We start from the raw sequence: 16,682 nt of genomic DNA on the forward strand, positions 1-16,682 counted from the left end.
CCGCCCGCGCGTTCTCCCGGCGCGCGGGCGGGGCCCGATCGTGGAACGGCCGGGCGCTGGGCCGTCTCAGCCGCCGCTCCCGGCCCTTCGCCTCGCCACGACGACGGCGATCAGGACCGCCGCGAGAGCGGTGAGACCCGCGCCCACCCCGGCGAACATCCGCAGCCCCTGCGCGACCGCCTCGTGCACCGCGTCGAGGAGCGCGGGACCGCCCGTGTCGAGCCGTTCCGCCGTGCTGACGCCCTCGTGGACGCTGGCGCGCGCGGCGGCCACGGCCGTGTCGGGGACCTCGGGTGGCAGGTCGTCCGGCAGCGCGGCCCGGTATACGAGGGTTCCCACCGCGCCCCCGGCCGCCACGCCGAGCGCGGTGCCGAGCTCGCCGCTGACCTCCTGGGCCGCCGCCGCCGAGCCGGTCTGCTCGCTCGGCGCCCCCGAGATGATCAGATCGCTGATCAGGGCGGTGCCAGCCCCCTGCCCGAGGGCGGTGACGGAGAGGGCGCCGATGAGCAGCGCCAGCGGGGTGTCGGGGTCCGCGAGCGCGAGCAGCAGCGTCATGCCGAGCGCGGCGACCGCGAGTCCGGCCACGATGACGGCGCCCTGCCGCAGGCGCGCGCTCAGGGCGGGCGCGAGCATCGCCCCGACGACGTTGAGCACGATGTAGGGCAGCGTCCACAGACCGGCGCGCAGGGGGGAGAGGCCGACGGCCCACTGGAGGTACTGGGTGAAGAGGTAGAACGTCCCGACCACGCCGATGCCGATGAGCAGCAGCGTCGCCAGTGCGGCGCCGACCCGTGGATCGGCGAGCAGCCCGAGGTCGAACAGCGGGGCGCGCAGGCGGCGTTGCCGATGGACGAAGGCGGCGAGCAGGAGGATCCCCGCGCCCATGACCGCCAGGTTCGAGCCGATCGCTCCGGCGTCCTGGGCCCCTGACTCGTGCCCCGCGGCGATCTCCTGCAACCCGTGGACCACGCCGAGGACGCCCGCCACGGAGAGCGCCACGCTGACCGGGTCGAGGGGCGCGGTCGTCCGCTCGGGGCGTTCGGGGAGCAGCCTCGGCCCGCAGAGCAGGAGCGCCACGACCGGGGGCACGTTGATGAGGAAGACGGCCCCCCACCAGAAGTGCTCGAGCAGGAAGCCGCCGAGCAGCGGCCCGAGCGCGCCCCCCACCGAGAACGCGCTGAACATGATCGCGATCGCGAGGCGCCGCTGGCCCTCGTCGCGAAACATGACGCGCAGCAGCGAGAAGAGCGACGGCATCAGGGTGGCACCGGCCACGCCGAGCAACGCGCGGGCCGCGATGAGGAGTTCGGCGCTGCCGGCGAAGGCGGCGACCACCGAGAGCGCGCCGAACGCGGCGGCGCCGACCAGCAGCAGGCGGCGCGGTCCCACGCGATCCCCGAGGCGGCCCATCGTGACGAGGAACCCGGCGATGAGGAATCCGTAGACGTGCACGATCCACAACGTCTGGGAGGCGCTGGGTTCGAGGTCCGCGCTGAGGGTGGGGAGCGCGAAGAACAGCACGGTCAGGTCGATGGAGAGGATCAGCATGGGCAGCACGAGCAGCGCGAGACCGGCCCATTCGCGAGGGGTGGCGCGGTCCGCGACCGCGGGCGCGCCGAGGCCGGTCAACGGGACCACCGGGCCGGTCGGCGCCCTGTGGGTCGGGTCGAAGGGCTCATCGGGGGCATCGGGCCCATCGGGGTCATCGGGCTCGTCGGCGGGGCGGGAGAGGGCACGTTCCTGCGCATGCGGCGCTCCTGGGTAGGATTATATTCCGTATCGCAACGTAACGTTATACGGTCCGGTCGCGCAACGGCCGTGCCGGGTAGCCTGAGGGCATGGTGGAGGCGAGAAGCCGGTCGGCGCAGGGGGTCGCCGGTCGCCCGCGCGATCGGCACATCGACGCGGCGGTGATCGCGGCCACCCTGGAGACGCTCGACGAGACCGGGTATCCAGGACTGTCCCTCGAAGAGGTGGCGCGGCGCGCCGGGACCTCACGGCCCGCGATCTACCGCCGCTGGTCGGGGCGGGCGCCCCTGGCTCTCGCGGCCATCGCCACCCGGCTCGACGTCCCCACCCCGCCGGACTCCGGATGCACCCTGTGCGACATCGCGGAGAGCTTCCAGGTCTTCCTCGCCGCCTACCGCACCATCAGGCCCGACGTCCTGAGCGCGCTCTACGCCGACTGCGCCACCGATCCCCAGCTCAGGGCGCGTTACGTGGAGACCGTGGTCGAGCCGTCCCGGCGGGCCGTCGCCCACACGCTCGACCGCGCGATCGCCAGGGGGGACCTGCGGGCCGACCTCGACCGTGAGCTGCTGCTCGACATCGTCGGGTCACTGGTGCACTACCGCGCGACGTTCGGCCGTCGCCACCTGAGCGACGCCGAGGCCGGACAGGCCGTCGAGGCGCTCCTCCGGGGCGCCGCCGTGGACTACGCGGCGCTGCTGGCCCACAGCGAGACGCTGGAGCGGCAGCACGAGAGCGCCTCGGGCGCACCGCACGCCCACTGACCCTCATGGGCGCGCGCCCGGGGTCCTCCCTCCCGGTGGGAGGCAGGACCCCGGGCGTCAACGGCCGCCGTCCGACCGGGCGTCGGCGCCCTACCCGCGGTGCAGATACGCCCGTTCGACGACCTGCTCGACGGCGTTGCCCGCCGCGTCCGTCGCCGTGACGCGCAGCGTCACATGCGCGTCGTCGCGGATCCTGGACGGCCGTTCGATGGTGGCGTCGAAGGTGTTGCCGCCCGTGGCGCGGACCCGGGTGGCGGCCGCGAACGTGGCCCCTTCGTCGTACGACACCTCGACCCGCACCCGCACGCCGCGCGGCGCCGCGAGGCCCTCCTGGTGGCGGACCGTCAGGCCCAGCGTGTGGCGGCGCCCGTCGCGCACCGCGTTGTGCGCGTCCGCGTCCACCGCGTAGTCGACCTGGAGCAGCGGCAACGGCGTCGGCTCGTCCGTGGTGTCCGAGCGGAACGACCACGAGGTGTGGGTCTCCGTGCCGAAGCCCCACTCCGCCGGGTCACGTTCGGTCGCCAGGTCGAGACGGTAGTCGCCGGGCCCGGCCGGAACGGCGAGGTCCGCGAACCCGCCGCTCCCGGCGCCCACTTCGGTGCCGTCGCGGGTCAGCGTCAACGAGCCGAGGCCGGGGGCCCAGTGCCCGGCGGTCGAGTCGGTCAGCCCGGGGATCGCCAGCCGCAGCGTGTCGCCGTCCCGCACCGAAGGCGTCGCCGTCCCCCGCGGGATCGAGGGCCGCGTGACCGCCCCGAACCAGCGCTCCGAACGGCTGTCGTCGGACCCGTAGGTGCGCGGCGCCTCGCGCGTCGCGAAGTCGATGATCGGGAAGTCCGTCAGCCAGGGCACGGCGTCGTGCGCGAACTTCTGCCACACCGTGTCGCCCGAGCTCACGTACTCGGTCCTGGTGGTGCCCAGCGGCATCTGCCGCGGCGGGTCCACGAAGACCACCCGCTGGTAGGGGCGCCACGCGACATGGTGGGACGTGCCCCAGCCCGACCCGGCGCCCGGGTCGTTGTAGGTGGCGCGCACGCGCGCGGTGTTGCGCTCCGTGACGGTGTGCACGACGCGGTCGGGCACGCCGCCCGACACCACCTGCATGAGGTCGTACAGATAGGGGCTCTCCTCCGTGGTCGTCAACGTCAGTGCGGTGGTGCGGCGTTCGGCCCTTTCGAGCAACGCTGCGGCCTCGTCGGCGCTGATCCGCAGCACCGGCACGGCGAACCGTTCGCCGGCGGGCCGCCATGTCGTCCACGCCGTCGCGCCCTCCGCGGCCACCAGCACCACGCCCGCCGCCCCGGCGTCGGCCGCCGCCTGCGCCAGCTCCGCGTAGCTGCCCTGGTCGCCGTCGAGCACGGCGAGCTTGCCGCGCGCCCCGCGGAAGCGCGGCTCGTCGACCGGGCCCGCGTCCACCACGGCAAGCCGCTCCCGCGCGTCGAACAGCGGCGACTGGCCCAGGTAGTACGGGTCGACGTCCAGGTCGCGCGCCCCCTGCACCTCCGCCGTCACCAGCGGCGCCGTGAGCTGCCAACGCGCCGTGAACTCGAACTCGCCCCGTGTCACCTGCTCGGACGGCGAGATCCACAGCCGCGCCTGGCCGATCGGGTACTGCACGGAGTTGGACCAGCTGCGCCCCTCGATCTCGCGATAGGTCCCGAACGTCAGCCACGTGCGTTGCTCGGCGGGCTCGGGCGTGCGGACCTCGACCGGCGTCGTCTCGCTCAGGTCGAGCGTCACCTCGGTGTCCTCGGTGACGTTCACCTCGGGCAGATAGGCCATCCGGTACTCGGGGAGGTTCTCGGCGTCGAGGTTCTCCGCGAAGGTCGCGAAGACGTGCACGCCCTCCGGCACCAGGGCGGTCGGCGGCGACGTGCTGGTGTCGTACGTCGCGAAGCCCTCGGGGCCCCAGATCAGCGGCAGGTCCCACGGCAGCGGCTCGCCGTCCACCCCGATCACGCGGGGGGTGACGCGGTGCACCGGCGCTGTGACCACCAGGCTCACGGTGGTGTGCGCGACGACCTCGCCGTCCTCGCCGGTCGCGGTGACATAGCCGTAGTAGCCGCCGTACGCCACGCCCGCCGGGTCGGGCCGCACCGTCACCTCCTCGGTGGCGCCGCCCGCCACGGTGATCGTGTCGGTGTCCAACGCGGCCGCCTCGGCGGGCAGTTCGCGCCCGCCCGAGGTGGCAAGGGCGATGTCGAGGGCGAGGGTGACGGGCTCGTCGGAGTCGTTGGTCCAACGCAGCGTGACCGGCTCGGCGTCGGCCGCGCCGCCGCCGTCCCCTTCACCCTCGTCGGGCGCGAACGTGCCGAGCGAGGCGGTGCCGGTCGCCGTCACCCGCGCGTTGACCGCCGCGCCGACGTCGATCCGGCCGCCGCCCTGCTCGGTCACCCGGGTGTCGGCGATCGTCTCGGACGTGCTGATCAGCGCGTCCTTCAGCCGCTCGGCCGACCAGTCGGGGTTCGCCTGCGCCAGCAGCGCCGCCGCGCCCGCCACGTGCGGGGTCGCCATCGAGGTGCCATTGGCGCCCGTGTACAGGGCGTCCACCGGCTCGCCCATCGAGGTGCCGGACGCGCGGGCCGCGACGATGCCGACGCCGGGCGCGGTGACATCGGGCTTGACCGCGCCGTCGCGCGGGCGCGGGCCCCGGCTGGAGAAGTCGGCGAGCGCGTCCTCGCGGTCCACCGCGCCGACCGTCAGCGCCGCGTCGGCCGATCCCGGTGAGCCGACCGAACCGTCCCCCGCCTGCCCGTTGTTTCCGGCGGCGACCACGAACAACGTGCCGCTGCTCGCCGTCAGCTCGTTGAGCGACAGGGCCACGGGGTCGAGCCCATCGGTCCCCGCGTCGTCGCCGAGGCTGAGGTTGACGACGTCGGCGCCCTCGTCGACCGCCCACTCCATGCCCGCGATCACCGAGGAGTCGCTGCCGTAGCCGTCGTCCCCGAGCACCTTGCCGACGATGAGGTCGGCCTCGGGCGCGACGCCGCGCCGCGCGCCGTCCGAGCCCGCGCCGCCGCCCGCGACCGTGGCGGCCACATGGGTGCCATGGCCGAACGCGTCGTGCGTGCCGTCGCTCGACGAGAAGTTCGCGGACCGGGAGATCCGCCCTTCCAGGTCCGGGTGTTCGGCGTCCGCGCCCGTGTCGAGCACCGCGACCGTGACGCCGCTGCCGTCGAGCCCGGCCGACCACGCGGCGGGCGCGTTGATCTGGCCGGTGCTGCGGTCGAGCGACGCGCTGACCCTCCCGTCCAGCCAGACCCGGGGCGTCGCGGCGGCCACGGCCGCGTCCACGCGATCGCCCGAGGGGACCAACTCGGCCCAGAAATCGTCGAGTTCGTCGGCGGCGATCCACACCGACGTCGCGTCGACGCTGGCCAGGTCACGGCTGGGCGCGCCGTCGTCGTGCAGCTCGGCCAGGGCGTCGACCGCACGCGCCGACACACCCGCGGGGCGCGCCAGGATCAGCGGCAACGCGTCGGAGTGCGCCGCGTCGTAGCCCTGCGCGATCAGCCCGCTCACGTCGAACAGCCGCGGGTCGAGGGCGCCCGTGGCCACCAACGGCCAGGCGTCCGACGGCATCACGGTCAGCGCGCCGTCCGACTCCCGCACCTGGAAGGCGATGTCCTCGCGCCCGGGCCCGGGCCGCGCCTGGGCGACCTGCCTGCCGTCGCCGGTCTCGGAGACCAGCACCGTGTCACCGGTCACCAGCCGCACGGTCGCGCTCGCCCCGCCCGCGGAACCCGCGCTCGCCGGAGCCCCTGGCGCCTCGGGCGCGGCGGGCGCGACCGCCGCGGCCGGTGCCGTCATGCCCGCGGCGATCAGGAGCGTCGTGGTGATCAGCGTCGTCGGACGCCGTCTTGACCATCTCATCTGCGTCGTACCTCCAGGGAGGCAGCATCGGCCGGTCCGAACGGCGCTGTCACGCGTTCTCCCTGTCGCAGTGGTGACATGTCGCCACTACGACACCCCGCCGTGGGACATCGGTGATAATTGCGGCGGGAGGGGGAGCTGGGGCACAGGAGGGCACGATGCTGGAGGCGGCAGGGCTGAGCGGCGACGAGGAGGCCGTGTACCGGCTGCTGGTCGCGGTCGAGAGCGCGACCCCCGACGACGCGGCCGGACGCACCGGGCTCAACCCCGACTACGTGGAGCGCGTGCTCTCGGCCCTCGAACGCAAGGGCCTGGTCAACCGGGTGGGCCGCGAGCCGCTCGCGTTCGCCGCCAGCCCGCCCGACGTCGCCCTGCTCCCGCGCCTCAAGCGGCAGACCGACGCCCTCGACCAGGCGCGCGCCGCCATGTCGGACCTGGCCGACATCTACCGAGGCGCCAGGCGCCGCCGCGACGCCGGGCAGCTCATCGAGGTCATCACGGGCGCCGAGACGCTCCGCCGCCACCTGCGGCAGCTCCAGAGCGGCGCGCGCCACGAGATGCTGTGGTTCTGCAAGGCGCAGTATGTCGCGATGCCCTCGGGCAGCAACACCGACGAGTACCGGGCGCTGGCCCGCGGCGTGCGGTACCGGGTGCTGTACGAGCGGGCGTTCTTCGAGGAGCCGGGCGCCGTGGCGAACGTCGTCCAGGGCGTGCGCGCGGGCGAGGTCGCGCGCGCCGTCCCCCAACTCCCGCTGCGCATGGCCATCGTGGACCGCTCCCTGGCGATCTGCCCCCTGGTCTCCGGCGGCCCGCACGGCAGCGAGGAGGAGGTGACGGTCGCCATCCTGCGCGGCAGCAGCCTCCTGGACGCGCTGATCGCCCTCTTCGAACGCAACTGGGAGGACGGCGTGCCCCTGCGGGTCAGCGCCTCGGGCGAGGTCACCGGCACCGAAGGGGTCGGCGTGGACGAGCCGTTGACGGCGGGCGACCAGCACCTGCTCTCGCTGCTCGTGGCGGGCGTGTCCGACAAGGCGATAGCCAGCCAGCTCCAGCTCAGCCGACGCACGGTGCAGCGCCGCGTCCAGCACCTGATGAGCCTGACGGGCGCGGCGAACCGGATGCAGCTGGCCTGGCAGGCCGCCCGCCGCGGCCTCATCTGACCCGCGCCGCGGCGAGCGGCGGGCCGCGGATCACCGCGCTCCGCGACCGCGTGGGTGCGCGGCCTTCGCCCGCCGTCAAGGGGGCGTGCGGGGAAGCCGTCGGGGACGCCATCTTGACGGGCCGTCACCCGGGTCACTAGGTTCTGCCCCGTACCTCGAACCATGTTCGATATGTCGCACGGGACGCGGCGATGTCCATGGGTTCTGTCGAGCGCCACCGTCCTCCCCGCGTGTCCTGAATCCGGTGTTCTCGCGGCGCGGGCTGATCCGCCATGTTCGTGTGCGACCCGTTCTCTCTGTCCGAAGGAGCCGCCGGATCATGAGTACCGACAGACGCACCATCCTGGCCTCGGGCGCGGCGGGCGTGGCCGCCGCGGTCGCCGGGGTCCCTGGCGCCGCCGCCGCCTCGCCCACGGGCGGCGGGCACGGCGAAGAGCCGCCGCGGAGCGAGCCGTTCGGGCAACTGCCCGACGGGACCGGGGTCGAACGCTGGACGCTGGCCCGCGGCGGCACCCGGCTCGCCGTGCTCAGCTATGGCGGCGTCGTGCAGTCCCTCGAGATACCCGACCGCCGCGGGCGCACCGTCAACGTCTCGCTCGGCTTCGCCACCCTGGAGCCGTATCTGACCGCCACGACCTACTTCGGCGCGTTGATCGGCCGTTACGGCAACCGCATCGCCGGGGGCCGCTTCACGCTGGACGGCTCGGCCTATCAACTGCCGGTCAACGACGGGCCCAACAGCCTGCACGGCGGCGACCAGGGCTTCGACAAGCGCGTGTGGGAGGTCACCGCGGAGGGCCAGAACTCGCTGATCCTGCGCCGGGTGAGCCCGGACGGCGAGATGGGGTATCCGGGAACGCTGGATGTCACGGTCGTCTACACGCTCACCGACGACGGCGACTTCCGCATCGACTACCGGGCGACGACGGATGCCCCGACGGTGGTGAACCTCACCAACCACACGTATTTCAACCTCGCGGGCGAGGGCTCGGGCACCGTCCTCGACCACCGTCTTGAGATCGACGCGGCCCGCTACACGCCGGTGGGGGAGACGCTGATACCGACCGGGGAGCTGGCGTCCGTGCGGGGCACGCCGTTCGACTTCCGCCGCGCCAAGCCCGTGGGCGAGGACATCAGGGAGGACCACGAGCAGCTGTTGCACGGGCGGGGTTTCGACCACAACTTCGTGCTGGACAAGGGGATCACCGCCAGGCCGCGGCACATCGCCACCCTCCAGGACCCCTCCTCGGGGCGTGCGATGTCGGTGGCGACGACCGAGCCTGGCGTGCAGTTCTACAGCGGGAACTTCCTGGACGGCGGCCTTGTCGGCACCTCGGGCCGCGCCTATCGGCAGGGCGACGGGCTGTGCCTGGAGACCCAGCACTTCCCCGACTCGCCCAACCAGCCCGCGTTCCCCAGCACCGTGCTGCGCCCCGGCGAGACCTACCGGTCGACGACGGTCCACCGCTTCGCCGCCCGCTGAGCCCGCCTGACCCCCGGGACCGGCTGCCGACGGTCCCGGGGATCCGGGGGAGCGGCCTTCGCATTCCGACGCGGCCGCGAGGCGCTGCGCGCGGCCGTCGAACGCGGCGCCCGCGTCGTCGCCGTCTGCACGGACGTGCTCCCGCCGCCCCGCGACAGCCCGCGCCCCACGCGGGCGACCGGCGTGACCCCGAACGCCCACCAGGTCGTCGTACCGCAGGCTCGAAGCCCGAGCGATCCAGGGGCCGTTCGTCCCGGGGCATCCGACGGCCGTGGGCGGGGGGCGCCGTTGCCCGCTTCACTGGCTGTCTGTACAGTCAACGCGAGCGACGGCAACGTGCACCACGCGGTGCGCGTTCCGGCGTCCTGCGCACCACCTGGCACGAGCGAACCATCGTTCTCACCGATGCAACCAGGAGGCAGCACCATGTCCGTGTCCCACAGATCCCACAGGTCCCGCGGAGTCCGCACGAGCGCGGTGGTCGTCGGCGCGCTGATGGCGATCGGCCTGTTCGGCTCCACCGTCGGCGCGAGCAGCGCGTCGGCGGAGCAGCAGAGCGCGTCGGCGGGCTGCTACGTCGAGGTCTACTACGAGGGGCGCTGGATCAAGGTCAAGGTGGATTGCTAGTCACTCACCAGCTGTCGGCGGTCCGGCCCCGGAGGGGGGAGCCGGGTCCGAGTCACCCGGCCCCGGCTCGGGCCGGACCGCCGACCACCGTCCGGCGCGGCGGGACGTTCGGCCGGGCCGAAGGCTCCGTGCAGGGCCTTCGGCCTTCACGGCTCGAGCACGATCTCGCCGTCGGCTCGGCCGGTCTCCAGCTCGGTCATCGCGGCCACGACGTCGGCGAGGGGGTAGGTCGCCGCGACGCGGATGCGGAGGCGGCCGTCCGCGGCGAGTGCGCCGAGCGCGCGGGCGTTGTCGAGGTACTCGGGCCCCCGCAGGTCGACGAGTCCTTCGATCCCGCCCTCACCCGCCGCTTCGGTGAGCCGGGCCTCGATGCCCTCGCCGTAGGCGACGGGGGTCGCGCCGAGGGAGCGCAGCCAGTCGCCGTGGCGCTCGGCGGCGATCGCGAGGACAGCGACGCCCTTCTCCCGCGGGAGTTGGGCCACGGTGGAGCCGATCCCTCCGGCGGCGGCCGAGACCGCGACGGTGTCGCCCGCCTTCGGCGCCAGCCGATCACCTCGTCGCCCGGTGTACCGGTCGAACTGAACGGCCCTGGCGAACGCGGACGGCATGCGGACTCCCTGTGGTCGATCCATGAAGCAGAAGCGGAACTACGCTTCCGCTCAGTTCCGAGAAGATGCGGAAGTAAAGATTCCGGATGTCAAGCCACCGCGGTGGAGAGGGGACCCCGATGCGCTCCGACGCTCGTCGCAACCGGGAGAGGCTGCTGGACTCGGCGGCGCGGCTCTTCGCGGCCAGGGGCCGCGACGTGCAGATGGAGGAGATCGCCGCGGACGCGAACGTCGGCCTCGGCACGCTCTACCGGAACTTCGCGAGCAAGCAGGACCTCTTCGTCGAGATCGTGCGGCGGCGCTACCTCGGGCTGATCGACCTCGCCGAGCGCGCGGAGTCGATCGACGACCCGGCCGCCGCGTTCCGCGCGGTGTTCGTCGGCTACCTCGAACAGGCGGAGTGCGACTCGGCGTTCCAGCTCGCGCTCCTGGGCGGCTCCGACCTCAGGTGGGAGGGCGTCGAGGAGCAGAAGGCGCTCTTCGCCGAGCGCGTGAGGCGGATCATCGAGCGCGGCGTGCGGGCCGGGGTGCTCCGCGGGGACCTCACGTTCGGCGACTTCCCCGCCCTGGTGTGCGGGGTCATGTCGACGATGTATTTCAAGCCGAGCCCGACCTCCGACTGGCGTCGCCACCTGGATCTCGTCCTCACCGCGCTCGAGACGGCGGTCCCGCAGGGGGCCGAGCGGTAGCGGCCTCCCGCGATCCCCCTGCTCAGAAGCTCCAAGGCCGGGCTGAACCGTTTCTCATCCGCGGGGTGGAGGGTCGGCTCCGCGCCGGGAGGCGCCCCTGGCCAGGAGGGGAGGAACGATGTCCGACGAGCCGCGCCACAGCCCGTCCCCGGGCCGTCCCCAGGCCGATGGAACGCCACGAAACGCCATGAAACGGCCGTTCACGCCTCCCCGCGGGCCAGGGTGGCGACGCGCAGGTCACGGGCGCGGGTCTGGTGCGCCGTCATCTCCAGGCGCGCCCGCTCCGCGTCGCGCGCGCGGACCGCGTCGAGGATCCGGCGGTGCTCCTCCAGGATCAGCTCCAGGTTGGCCTCCGCCGAGGTCGACGTCGAGTCATAGGCCGCGAGCTGCGTCTCCAGGCCGTCGAGCAGGCGGCTGATCGTCGCGTTGCGGCTTGCCGCGCGCAGCGCCAGGTGGAACTCATGGTCAAGGGCGAGGCGGCCCGCGGTGTCCTCCGTCCGCTCGGCCCGCTCCAACAGGTGCGCCAGGCGCGCCAGATCCAGCTCCGACGCGTGCAGCGCCGACGCGTGCGCCGCCGCCGCGTCGAGCGCGATGCGCGCGTCGCAGATCTCCAGGATCTCCTCGGCGGAGCGCCGCGGCACCAGATAGCCGGCCGCCGTCCGTTCGAGCAGGCCCTCCAGCTCCAGGCGGCTCAACGCCTCCCGCACGGGCGAGCGGGAGACCCCCAACTCGCCCGCGAGACCGCTCGATGTGAGCGCGCGGCCCGGTATGAGGACCCCGTCGAGGATCTGTTGGCGGATGAGCCGGTAGGTCTCCGTGTCCCCTGACCCGGCCGACGCGGTAGCTGAGATCGCCATGGTCCCCATTCTGACGCCCACTTCGGGTACGTCGACGCCTGTCGACAGCTGCATTCATGTGACGTCGATCGCATTGACGCGGCGGCGCCTGTCGTTCAGGGTGAGGGGCATGAGTGGAGAGGCCGGGATGTTGCTGACCTGCCGCCGCCACATCGACCTGGTGCGCACGGCGGGCGCCTTCTGTAGCTGACCCGCGACGGCACGGAGCACCTCCGGCCGATCGCGGTGCCGCCCGTCCCCGGTCCGCCACGGGCCCAGGCCTGCGTCCCAGAAGGCTCCCCGATGCCCGCACCACCCGCCCGTGCGCGGGAGAACGCCCCGCGCGCCTCCGTCCAACGCCCCACCGCGCCACGCCCGTCGACCGGCCCGACCCCGCGGAACGCCCGCCGCCTCGCGCGGGCCCTGCTGCCCTGGGTCGTTCCCGCCGCCCTGCTCGTCATCTGGCAGACCGGCTCGTCGAGCGGGCTGATCCCGCCCGCGACGCTGCCCGCCCTCAGCGATGTCATCGACGCGGGCACCTATCTCGCCGAGACCGGCGACCTCCAGCGGAACGTCCTGATCTCGCTGCGCCGCATCGCCATCGGCTTCGCGCTCGGCGCCACGGCGGGACTCCTGCTCGGCTTCGCCGTCGGGATGTCCGCCATCGCCGAGGGCCTGTTCGACCGCTCGCTCCAGATGGTCCGCACGATCCCGCACCTGGCGCTCGTTCCGCTGATGATCGCCTGGTTCGGCATCGGCGAGCTGCCGAAGGTCCTGCTCGTCGCCCTCGGCACGCTCTTCCCCGTCTACCTCAACACCGTCAACGGCATCCGCGGCGTCGACCCCAGGCTGATCGAGCTGGGCCGCTCCTACGGGCTCGGCCCCCTCGGCGTGATCCGCCGCGTCGTCGTCCCCGGCGCGCTGCCCTCCATCCTCACCGGCATCCGCTACGCCCTCGGCGTCGCCTGGCTGACCCTGGTGGTCGCCGAGACGATCGCGTCGAGGGACGGCATCGGCTTCCTCGCCCAGAACGCAAGGGAGCAGCTGAGGACCGACCAGATCGTCCTGGCGATCCTGCTCTACGCGCTCGCGGGCTTCCTCGCCGACCTGCTGGTGCGGCTCGTCGAGCGGTTCGCCCTGCCCTGGCACCCCCACTTCCGCAGGGGGGCCGCCACATGAGCGCCACCGGCACGGCCGTGCGCCTGCGCGCGCTGGCCAAGACCTATGCCTCGCCCGTCCTGCGCGACCTCGACCTCGACGTCGCGCCCGGCGCCTTCGTGTCGCTCATCGGCGCGAGTGGCACGGGCAAGTCAACGCTGCTGCGCCTGGTCGCCGGGCTCGAGCGGCCGGACGGCGGGCGCATCGGCCTCACCCGCCCCGACGGGGGCACGCCCCGCGTCAGGCCCATGTTCCAGGAGGACAGGCTGCTGCCGTGGCTGCGCGTCGAGGCCAACGTCCGACTCGGCCTCGAACGCGAAGGCGCCGACCACGTTCCGGCCCTGATCGACGCGGTCGGCCTCGCCGACCGCCACCGGGCGTGGCCCTCGGACCTCTCCGGCGGACAGCGCCAACGCGTCGCCCTCGCACGGGCGTTGGCCCACCGGCCCGATCTGCTGCTGCTCGACGAGCCGTTCGGCGCCCTCGACGCCCTCACCCGGGTCAGGATGCAGGAGCTCCTCGAAGGGCTCTGGACGTCCAGCGGCGCCACCGTGCTGCTCGTCACCCACGACGTCGACGAGGCACTCGCCCTGTCCGACCGCGTCCTCGTGCTCGCCGAAGGCCGCATCACCCGCGACCTCGCCGTCGACCTGCCGAGGCCGCGCCGCCGCGGCGACGCCAGGATCGCCGCCTGGCGCGGCGAACTCCTCGACGAACTCCTCGCCCACGGCACCCCGCTCGGCTGAACGCCCCCGCCCCCGCCCCGCACACCGTCCCACCTCCCGAAAGGCACCCCCATGCCCGGACCACCGACCACCCGCCCCGCCACCGCCCTCACCGGGCCGACCCGCCGCGGCCTCATCGGCACCGGCCTCGCCGGGCTCACCGCCCTCGCGCTCGCCGCCTGCGGCCGGAGCTCGGGCGGCGACATCGGCACCGACGACTCATCGGTCCCCGACGCGCTCCGCTACGCCGTCATCGGCGACGGCACGGTCGGCGTCCCCGCCGTGCTGCGCACCGCGCTCGGCGGCAACGACCTCGGCGAGGCGCTCGGCGGCGTCCCCGTCACCTGGCAGCCGGGATTCACCGCCTCGCTCCCGGTGATGGAGGCGTTGAAGGCGGGCGAGATCGACTTCACCTTCGCCACCGCCACGGCCGTGATCTACGGCATCGGCGGCCAGGTCCCCCTGGTCCCGCTCGCCGCCTTCCCGCTGCCCGACAACTCCCTCGACATCCTCGTCCCGCCGGGATCGCCCATCACCGGCGCGGCCGACCTGCGCGGCAAGCGCGTGGCCGACCAGCAGGGCACCACCGGCACCTACAGCCTCATCAGATACCTGGAGAGCGCCGGGCTCACCATGGACGACATCGAGTACCAGAACCTCGCGGCGGCCGACGCCGAGGCCGCGTTCGCGGGCGGGTCCGTGGACGCGTGGGTCAGCTGGCAGCCGCAGATCGAGCTGGCCAAGCGGCGGCACGGCGCCACCGCGCTGCCAGGACTTCGCACCTACGACCACGCCTACTACGTCGCGAGCGAGGAGTTCGCCGACGCCCACCTCGACACCGCCGTGCGGACCGTGCGGGCCGTGCGCGACGCGCAGCGGTGGATCAACACCAGGACCGAGGACGCCGTCGCGGCCTTCGCCGCCGACGGCGGCTTCGGCGACGACGAGCTCGCCCGCGAGTCCTACCGCGACCTCGTCGACGCCAGGCGGCTCTCGGAGTCCCTGGCCGATGAACGGATCGGCCCCGTCTCCGACGAGGCCGCGCGGAGCACCCAGGAAATGGCCGACAACTTCCACACGTTGGGCGTCTACCCCCAGCGGATCGAGGCGGCCGAGTGGCTGACCGACAGCCGCTTCGACGCGGTCAGGGAGGCGGTCTCCGATGCCCTCGCCTGACCGTGACGACCAGCTCCACCTCGCCGCGTTCGTCACCGCGGGCCCGGGGCGCCCCGGCGGCTGGCGCCACCCCGCCTCGGTGTCCGACTGGCGGTCGGCCGCCTACTACCGGCGGATCGGGCGCACCCTCGAACGGGCCCGTTTCGACCTGGTGTTCTTCGCCGACATCCTCGCCGTCCCCGACCGCTACGGCGGCAGCCCCGACCCGCAGCTGCGCCACGGCGCGCTCGGCTCGATGCGCCTCGACCCCACCCCGGTCCTCGGCGTGCTGGCCGGGGCGACCGAACACCTCGGCCTGGCCGCCACCGTGTCGACCACCTACGCCGAGCCCTACTCCGTGGCGCGCTCGTTCGCCACCCTCGACCACCTCTCCGGCGGGCGCGCCGCGTGGAACGTGGTCACCTCGTTCCAGGACGCCGAGGCGCGCAACTTCGGCCGCGAGACGCACATCGACCGCGCCAGCCGCTATCTGCGCGCGGAGGAGTTCGTGCGGGTCACCGCGGAGCTGTGGGACAGCTGGGACGACGACGCGCTGGTGCTCGACCGCGACGCGCCCCTGTTCGCCGACCCCGCGCGGGTCCACCGCGTCGACCACCACGGCGCGTGGTTCGACGTCCAGGGCCCGCTCAACGTCGCCCGCCCGCCGCAGGGTTACCCCGTGCTGATCCAGGCGGGGGCCTCCCCGGCCGGGCGCGACTTCGCCAGCCGGTGGGCCGACGTCATCTTCTGTAGCCACGCCTCCCTCGAGTCCGCGCGGGACTTCTACGCCGACATCAAGGGCCGCGCGGCCGCCCATGGCCGCGACCCGCGCGAGATCAAGATCCTGCCCGCGATCACCCCGATCGTCGCCGACACCACCGAGGCGGCCCGCGCCAAGTCCGCCGAGCTCGCCGACCTGGTCGTCCCCGAGGCCGGGCTCTCCACCCTCTCCTACCACCTGGACATCGACCTCGCGCCCTTCCCGCACGACGAACGCCTCCCCGACGTCGACGTTCCCGGCGTCCAGGGCCACTACCAGGAGGTGCGCGAGCTGACCGAGAAGCACGGCATGACCCTGCGCCAGCTGGGGCGGCGGTACGGCGGCACGCACGAGGGCGACTTCGTCGGCACGCCGCGCGAGGTCGCCGACGGCCTCGAGGAGTGGTTCACCGGCGGCGCCTGCGACGGGTTCACCGTCACCGCCGTCTACCAGCCGGGCGCCTTCGACGAGTTCGGCGAGGGAGTGGTGCCCGAGCTCCAGCGGCGTGGGCTGTTCAGGACCGACTACGAGGGCACCACGCTGCGGGACCACCTCGGCCTGGCGCGGCCCACCGCGGGGGAGTGGCGCCGCCGCGCCGCGCGGGAGGACACGCCATGACCGCGCCGACCGAGGGGCGCTCGGCGGTGAGCGGCCGCCTGACCGGCACGAGCGGCCGCTACCTGCTGAGCGCGGGCACCAACCACCTGGTGTCCGACTCCCGTTCGGGACAGCCCGAGGCGATCACCGCGGGCGAGCTGTTCATGGCGGCCGTGGCCTCGTGCGCCCTGAGCAACATCGACCGCCACGGCACCGACCTCGGCGCTGACCTCACCGACGCCACCGTCAGGGCGGAGTCGCTGCGCGACGCGGAGGACGAGACGCGCTACCGCGAGGTGCGGCTGACCGTGGACCTCCCACACGTCCCCGCGCCCACCGCGCGCGAGATCATCGCCCGCTTCACCGGTACGTGCCCGATCTACAACACGATCAGACGCGGAGGCACGATCGCCCTCCACCTCGAACCCCCGCGCCTCGCCCACGACTGAACGCGCGCCCCCCCACCCCGCGCCGCACCCTGGTCGCCTGCCCCGCCGTGCC

The 16,682-nt window shown here is 73.8% G+C and carries 15 protein-coding genes; 11 read left to right on the top strand and 4 right to left on the bottom strand.

The window, feature by feature from the left end; all coding sequences use genetic code 11:
- Positions 1-66: 66 nt before the first annotated feature.
- The gene (locus D7318_RS19695) at positions 67-1,629 is read right to left on the bottom strand and encodes an MFS transporter (protein ID WP_220729710.1); all 1,563 of its coding nucleotides are present in this window, start codon (positions 1,627-1,629) and stop codon (positions 67-69) included.
- 209 nt (positions 1,630-1,838) lie between these two features.
- On the opposite strand from D7318_RS19695, the gene D7318_RS19700 reads away from it, so the two are divergent.
- Positions 1,839-2,513 (top strand): TetR/AcrR family transcriptional regulator, encoded by a 675-nt coding sequence (locus D7318_RS19700; RefSeq protein ID WP_120698444.1) that lies wholly within the window; start codon positions 1,839-1,841, stop codon positions 2,511-2,513.
- 90 nt (positions 2,514-2,603) lie between these two features.
- On the opposite strand, the gene D7318_RS19705 is transcribed toward D7318_RS19700, so the two are convergent.
- The gene (locus D7318_RS19705) at positions 2,604-6,383 is read right to left on the bottom strand and encodes a S8 family serine peptidase (protein WP_120698445.1); all 3,780 of its coding nucleotides are present in this window, start codon (positions 6,381-6,383) and stop codon (positions 2,604-2,606) included.
- A 158-nt stretch (positions 6,384-6,541) separates the two neighbouring features.
- Here D7318_RS19705 and D7318_RS19710 point away from each other — a divergent pair, with 158 nt between their 5' ends.
- The 3 genes from D7318_RS19710 to D7318_RS32440 all read left to right on the top strand — a co-directional run bounded on the left by D7318_RS19710 (position 6,542) and on the right by D7318_RS32440 (position 9,653).
- Complete coding sequence (locus D7318_RS19710) at positions 6,542-7,543, top strand: helix-turn-helix transcriptional regulator (protein WP_120698446.1); 1,002 nt, start codon at positions 6,542-6,544, stop codon at positions 7,541-7,543.
- A 319-nt stretch (positions 7,544-7,862) separates the two neighbouring features.
- Complete coding sequence (locus D7318_RS19715; RefSeq protein ID WP_120698447.1) at positions 7,863-9,026, top strand: aldose epimerase family protein; 1,164 nt, start codon at positions 7,863-7,865, stop codon at positions 9,024-9,026.
- A 426-nt stretch (positions 9,027-9,452) separates the two neighbouring features.
- The gene (locus tag D7318_RS32440) at positions 9,453-9,653 is read left to right on the top strand and encodes a hypothetical protein (RefSeq protein ID WP_147437763.1); all 201 of its coding nucleotides are present in this window, start codon (positions 9,453-9,455) and stop codon (positions 9,651-9,653) included.
- 146 nt (positions 9,654-9,799) lie between these two features.
- Here the strand turns inward: D7318_RS32440 and D7318_RS19720 are convergent, their stop codons facing one another.
- Positions 9,800-10,261: a zinc-binding dehydrogenase gene (locus D7318_RS19720; RefSeq protein ID WP_183091491.1), complete on the bottom strand. Its 462-nt coding sequence runs from the start codon at positions 10,259-10,261 to the stop codon at positions 9,800-9,802.
- Positions 10,262-10,380: 119 nt separating this feature from the next.
- On the opposite strand from D7318_RS19720, the gene D7318_RS19725 reads away from it, so the two are divergent.
- Complete coding sequence (locus tag D7318_RS19725; protein WP_183091490.1) at positions 10,381-10,950, top strand: TetR/AcrR family transcriptional regulator; 570 nt, start codon at positions 10,381-10,383, stop codon at positions 10,948-10,950.
- Positions 10,951-11,150: 200 nt separating this feature from the next.
- Here D7318_RS19725 and D7318_RS19730 read toward each other — a convergent pair whose 3' ends face one another.
- Positions 11,151-11,807: a GntR family transcriptional regulator gene (locus D7318_RS19730; RefSeq protein ID WP_183091489.1), complete on the bottom strand. Its 657-nt coding sequence runs from the start codon at positions 11,805-11,807 to the stop codon at positions 11,151-11,153.
- Between the two features lie 127 nt (positions 11,808-11,934).
- Here D7318_RS19730 and D7318_RS34980 point away from each other — a divergent pair, with 127 nt between their 5' ends.
- From D7318_RS34980 to D7318_RS19755, 6 genes are all read left to right on the top strand, one after another.
- Positions 11,935-11,997, top strand: coding sequence for a putative leader peptide (locus tag D7318_RS34980; protein WP_408055515.1), 63 nt, complete (start codon positions 11,935-11,937; stop codon positions 11,995-11,997).
- Between the two features lie 92 nt (positions 11,998-12,089).
- Entirely contained in the window at positions 12,090-12,965 is an 876-nt protein-coding gene (locus D7318_RS19735) for an ABC transporter permease (RefSeq protein ID WP_120698451.1), read from the top strand.
- The gene (locus D7318_RS19740; protein WP_120698452.1) at positions 12,962-13,690 is read left to right on the top strand and encodes an ABC transporter ATP-binding protein; all 729 of its coding nucleotides are present in this window, start codon (positions 12,962-12,964) and stop codon (positions 13,688-13,690) included. Before D7318_RS19735 ends, D7318_RS19740 begins: the two co-directional genes overlap by 4 nt.
- Positions 13,691-13,741: 51 nt before the next feature.
- Positions 13,742-14,845, top strand: a complete 1,104-nt coding sequence (locus tag D7318_RS19745) for an ABC transporter substrate-binding protein (RefSeq protein WP_120698453.1) — start codon at positions 13,742-13,744, stop codon at positions 14,843-14,845.
- Entirely contained in the window at positions 14,832-16,202 is a 1,371-nt protein-coding gene (locus D7318_RS19750) for an LLM class flavin-dependent oxidoreductase (RefSeq protein WP_120698454.1), read from the top strand. The genes D7318_RS19745 and D7318_RS19750 overlap by 14 nt, the downstream gene beginning before the upstream one ends.
- Entirely contained in the window at positions 16,199-16,630 is a 432-nt protein-coding gene (locus D7318_RS19755) for an OsmC family protein (RefSeq protein ID WP_120698455.1), read from the top strand. Before D7318_RS19750 ends, D7318_RS19755 begins: the two co-directional genes overlap by 4 nt.
- Positions 16,631-16,682 lie beyond the last annotated feature (52 nt).

The organism is Streptomyces radicis (assembly GCF_003626575.1).
Classification (GTDB): domain Bacteria; phylum Actinomycetota; class Actinomycetes; order Streptomycetales; family Streptomycetaceae; genus Streptomyces; species Streptomyces radicis.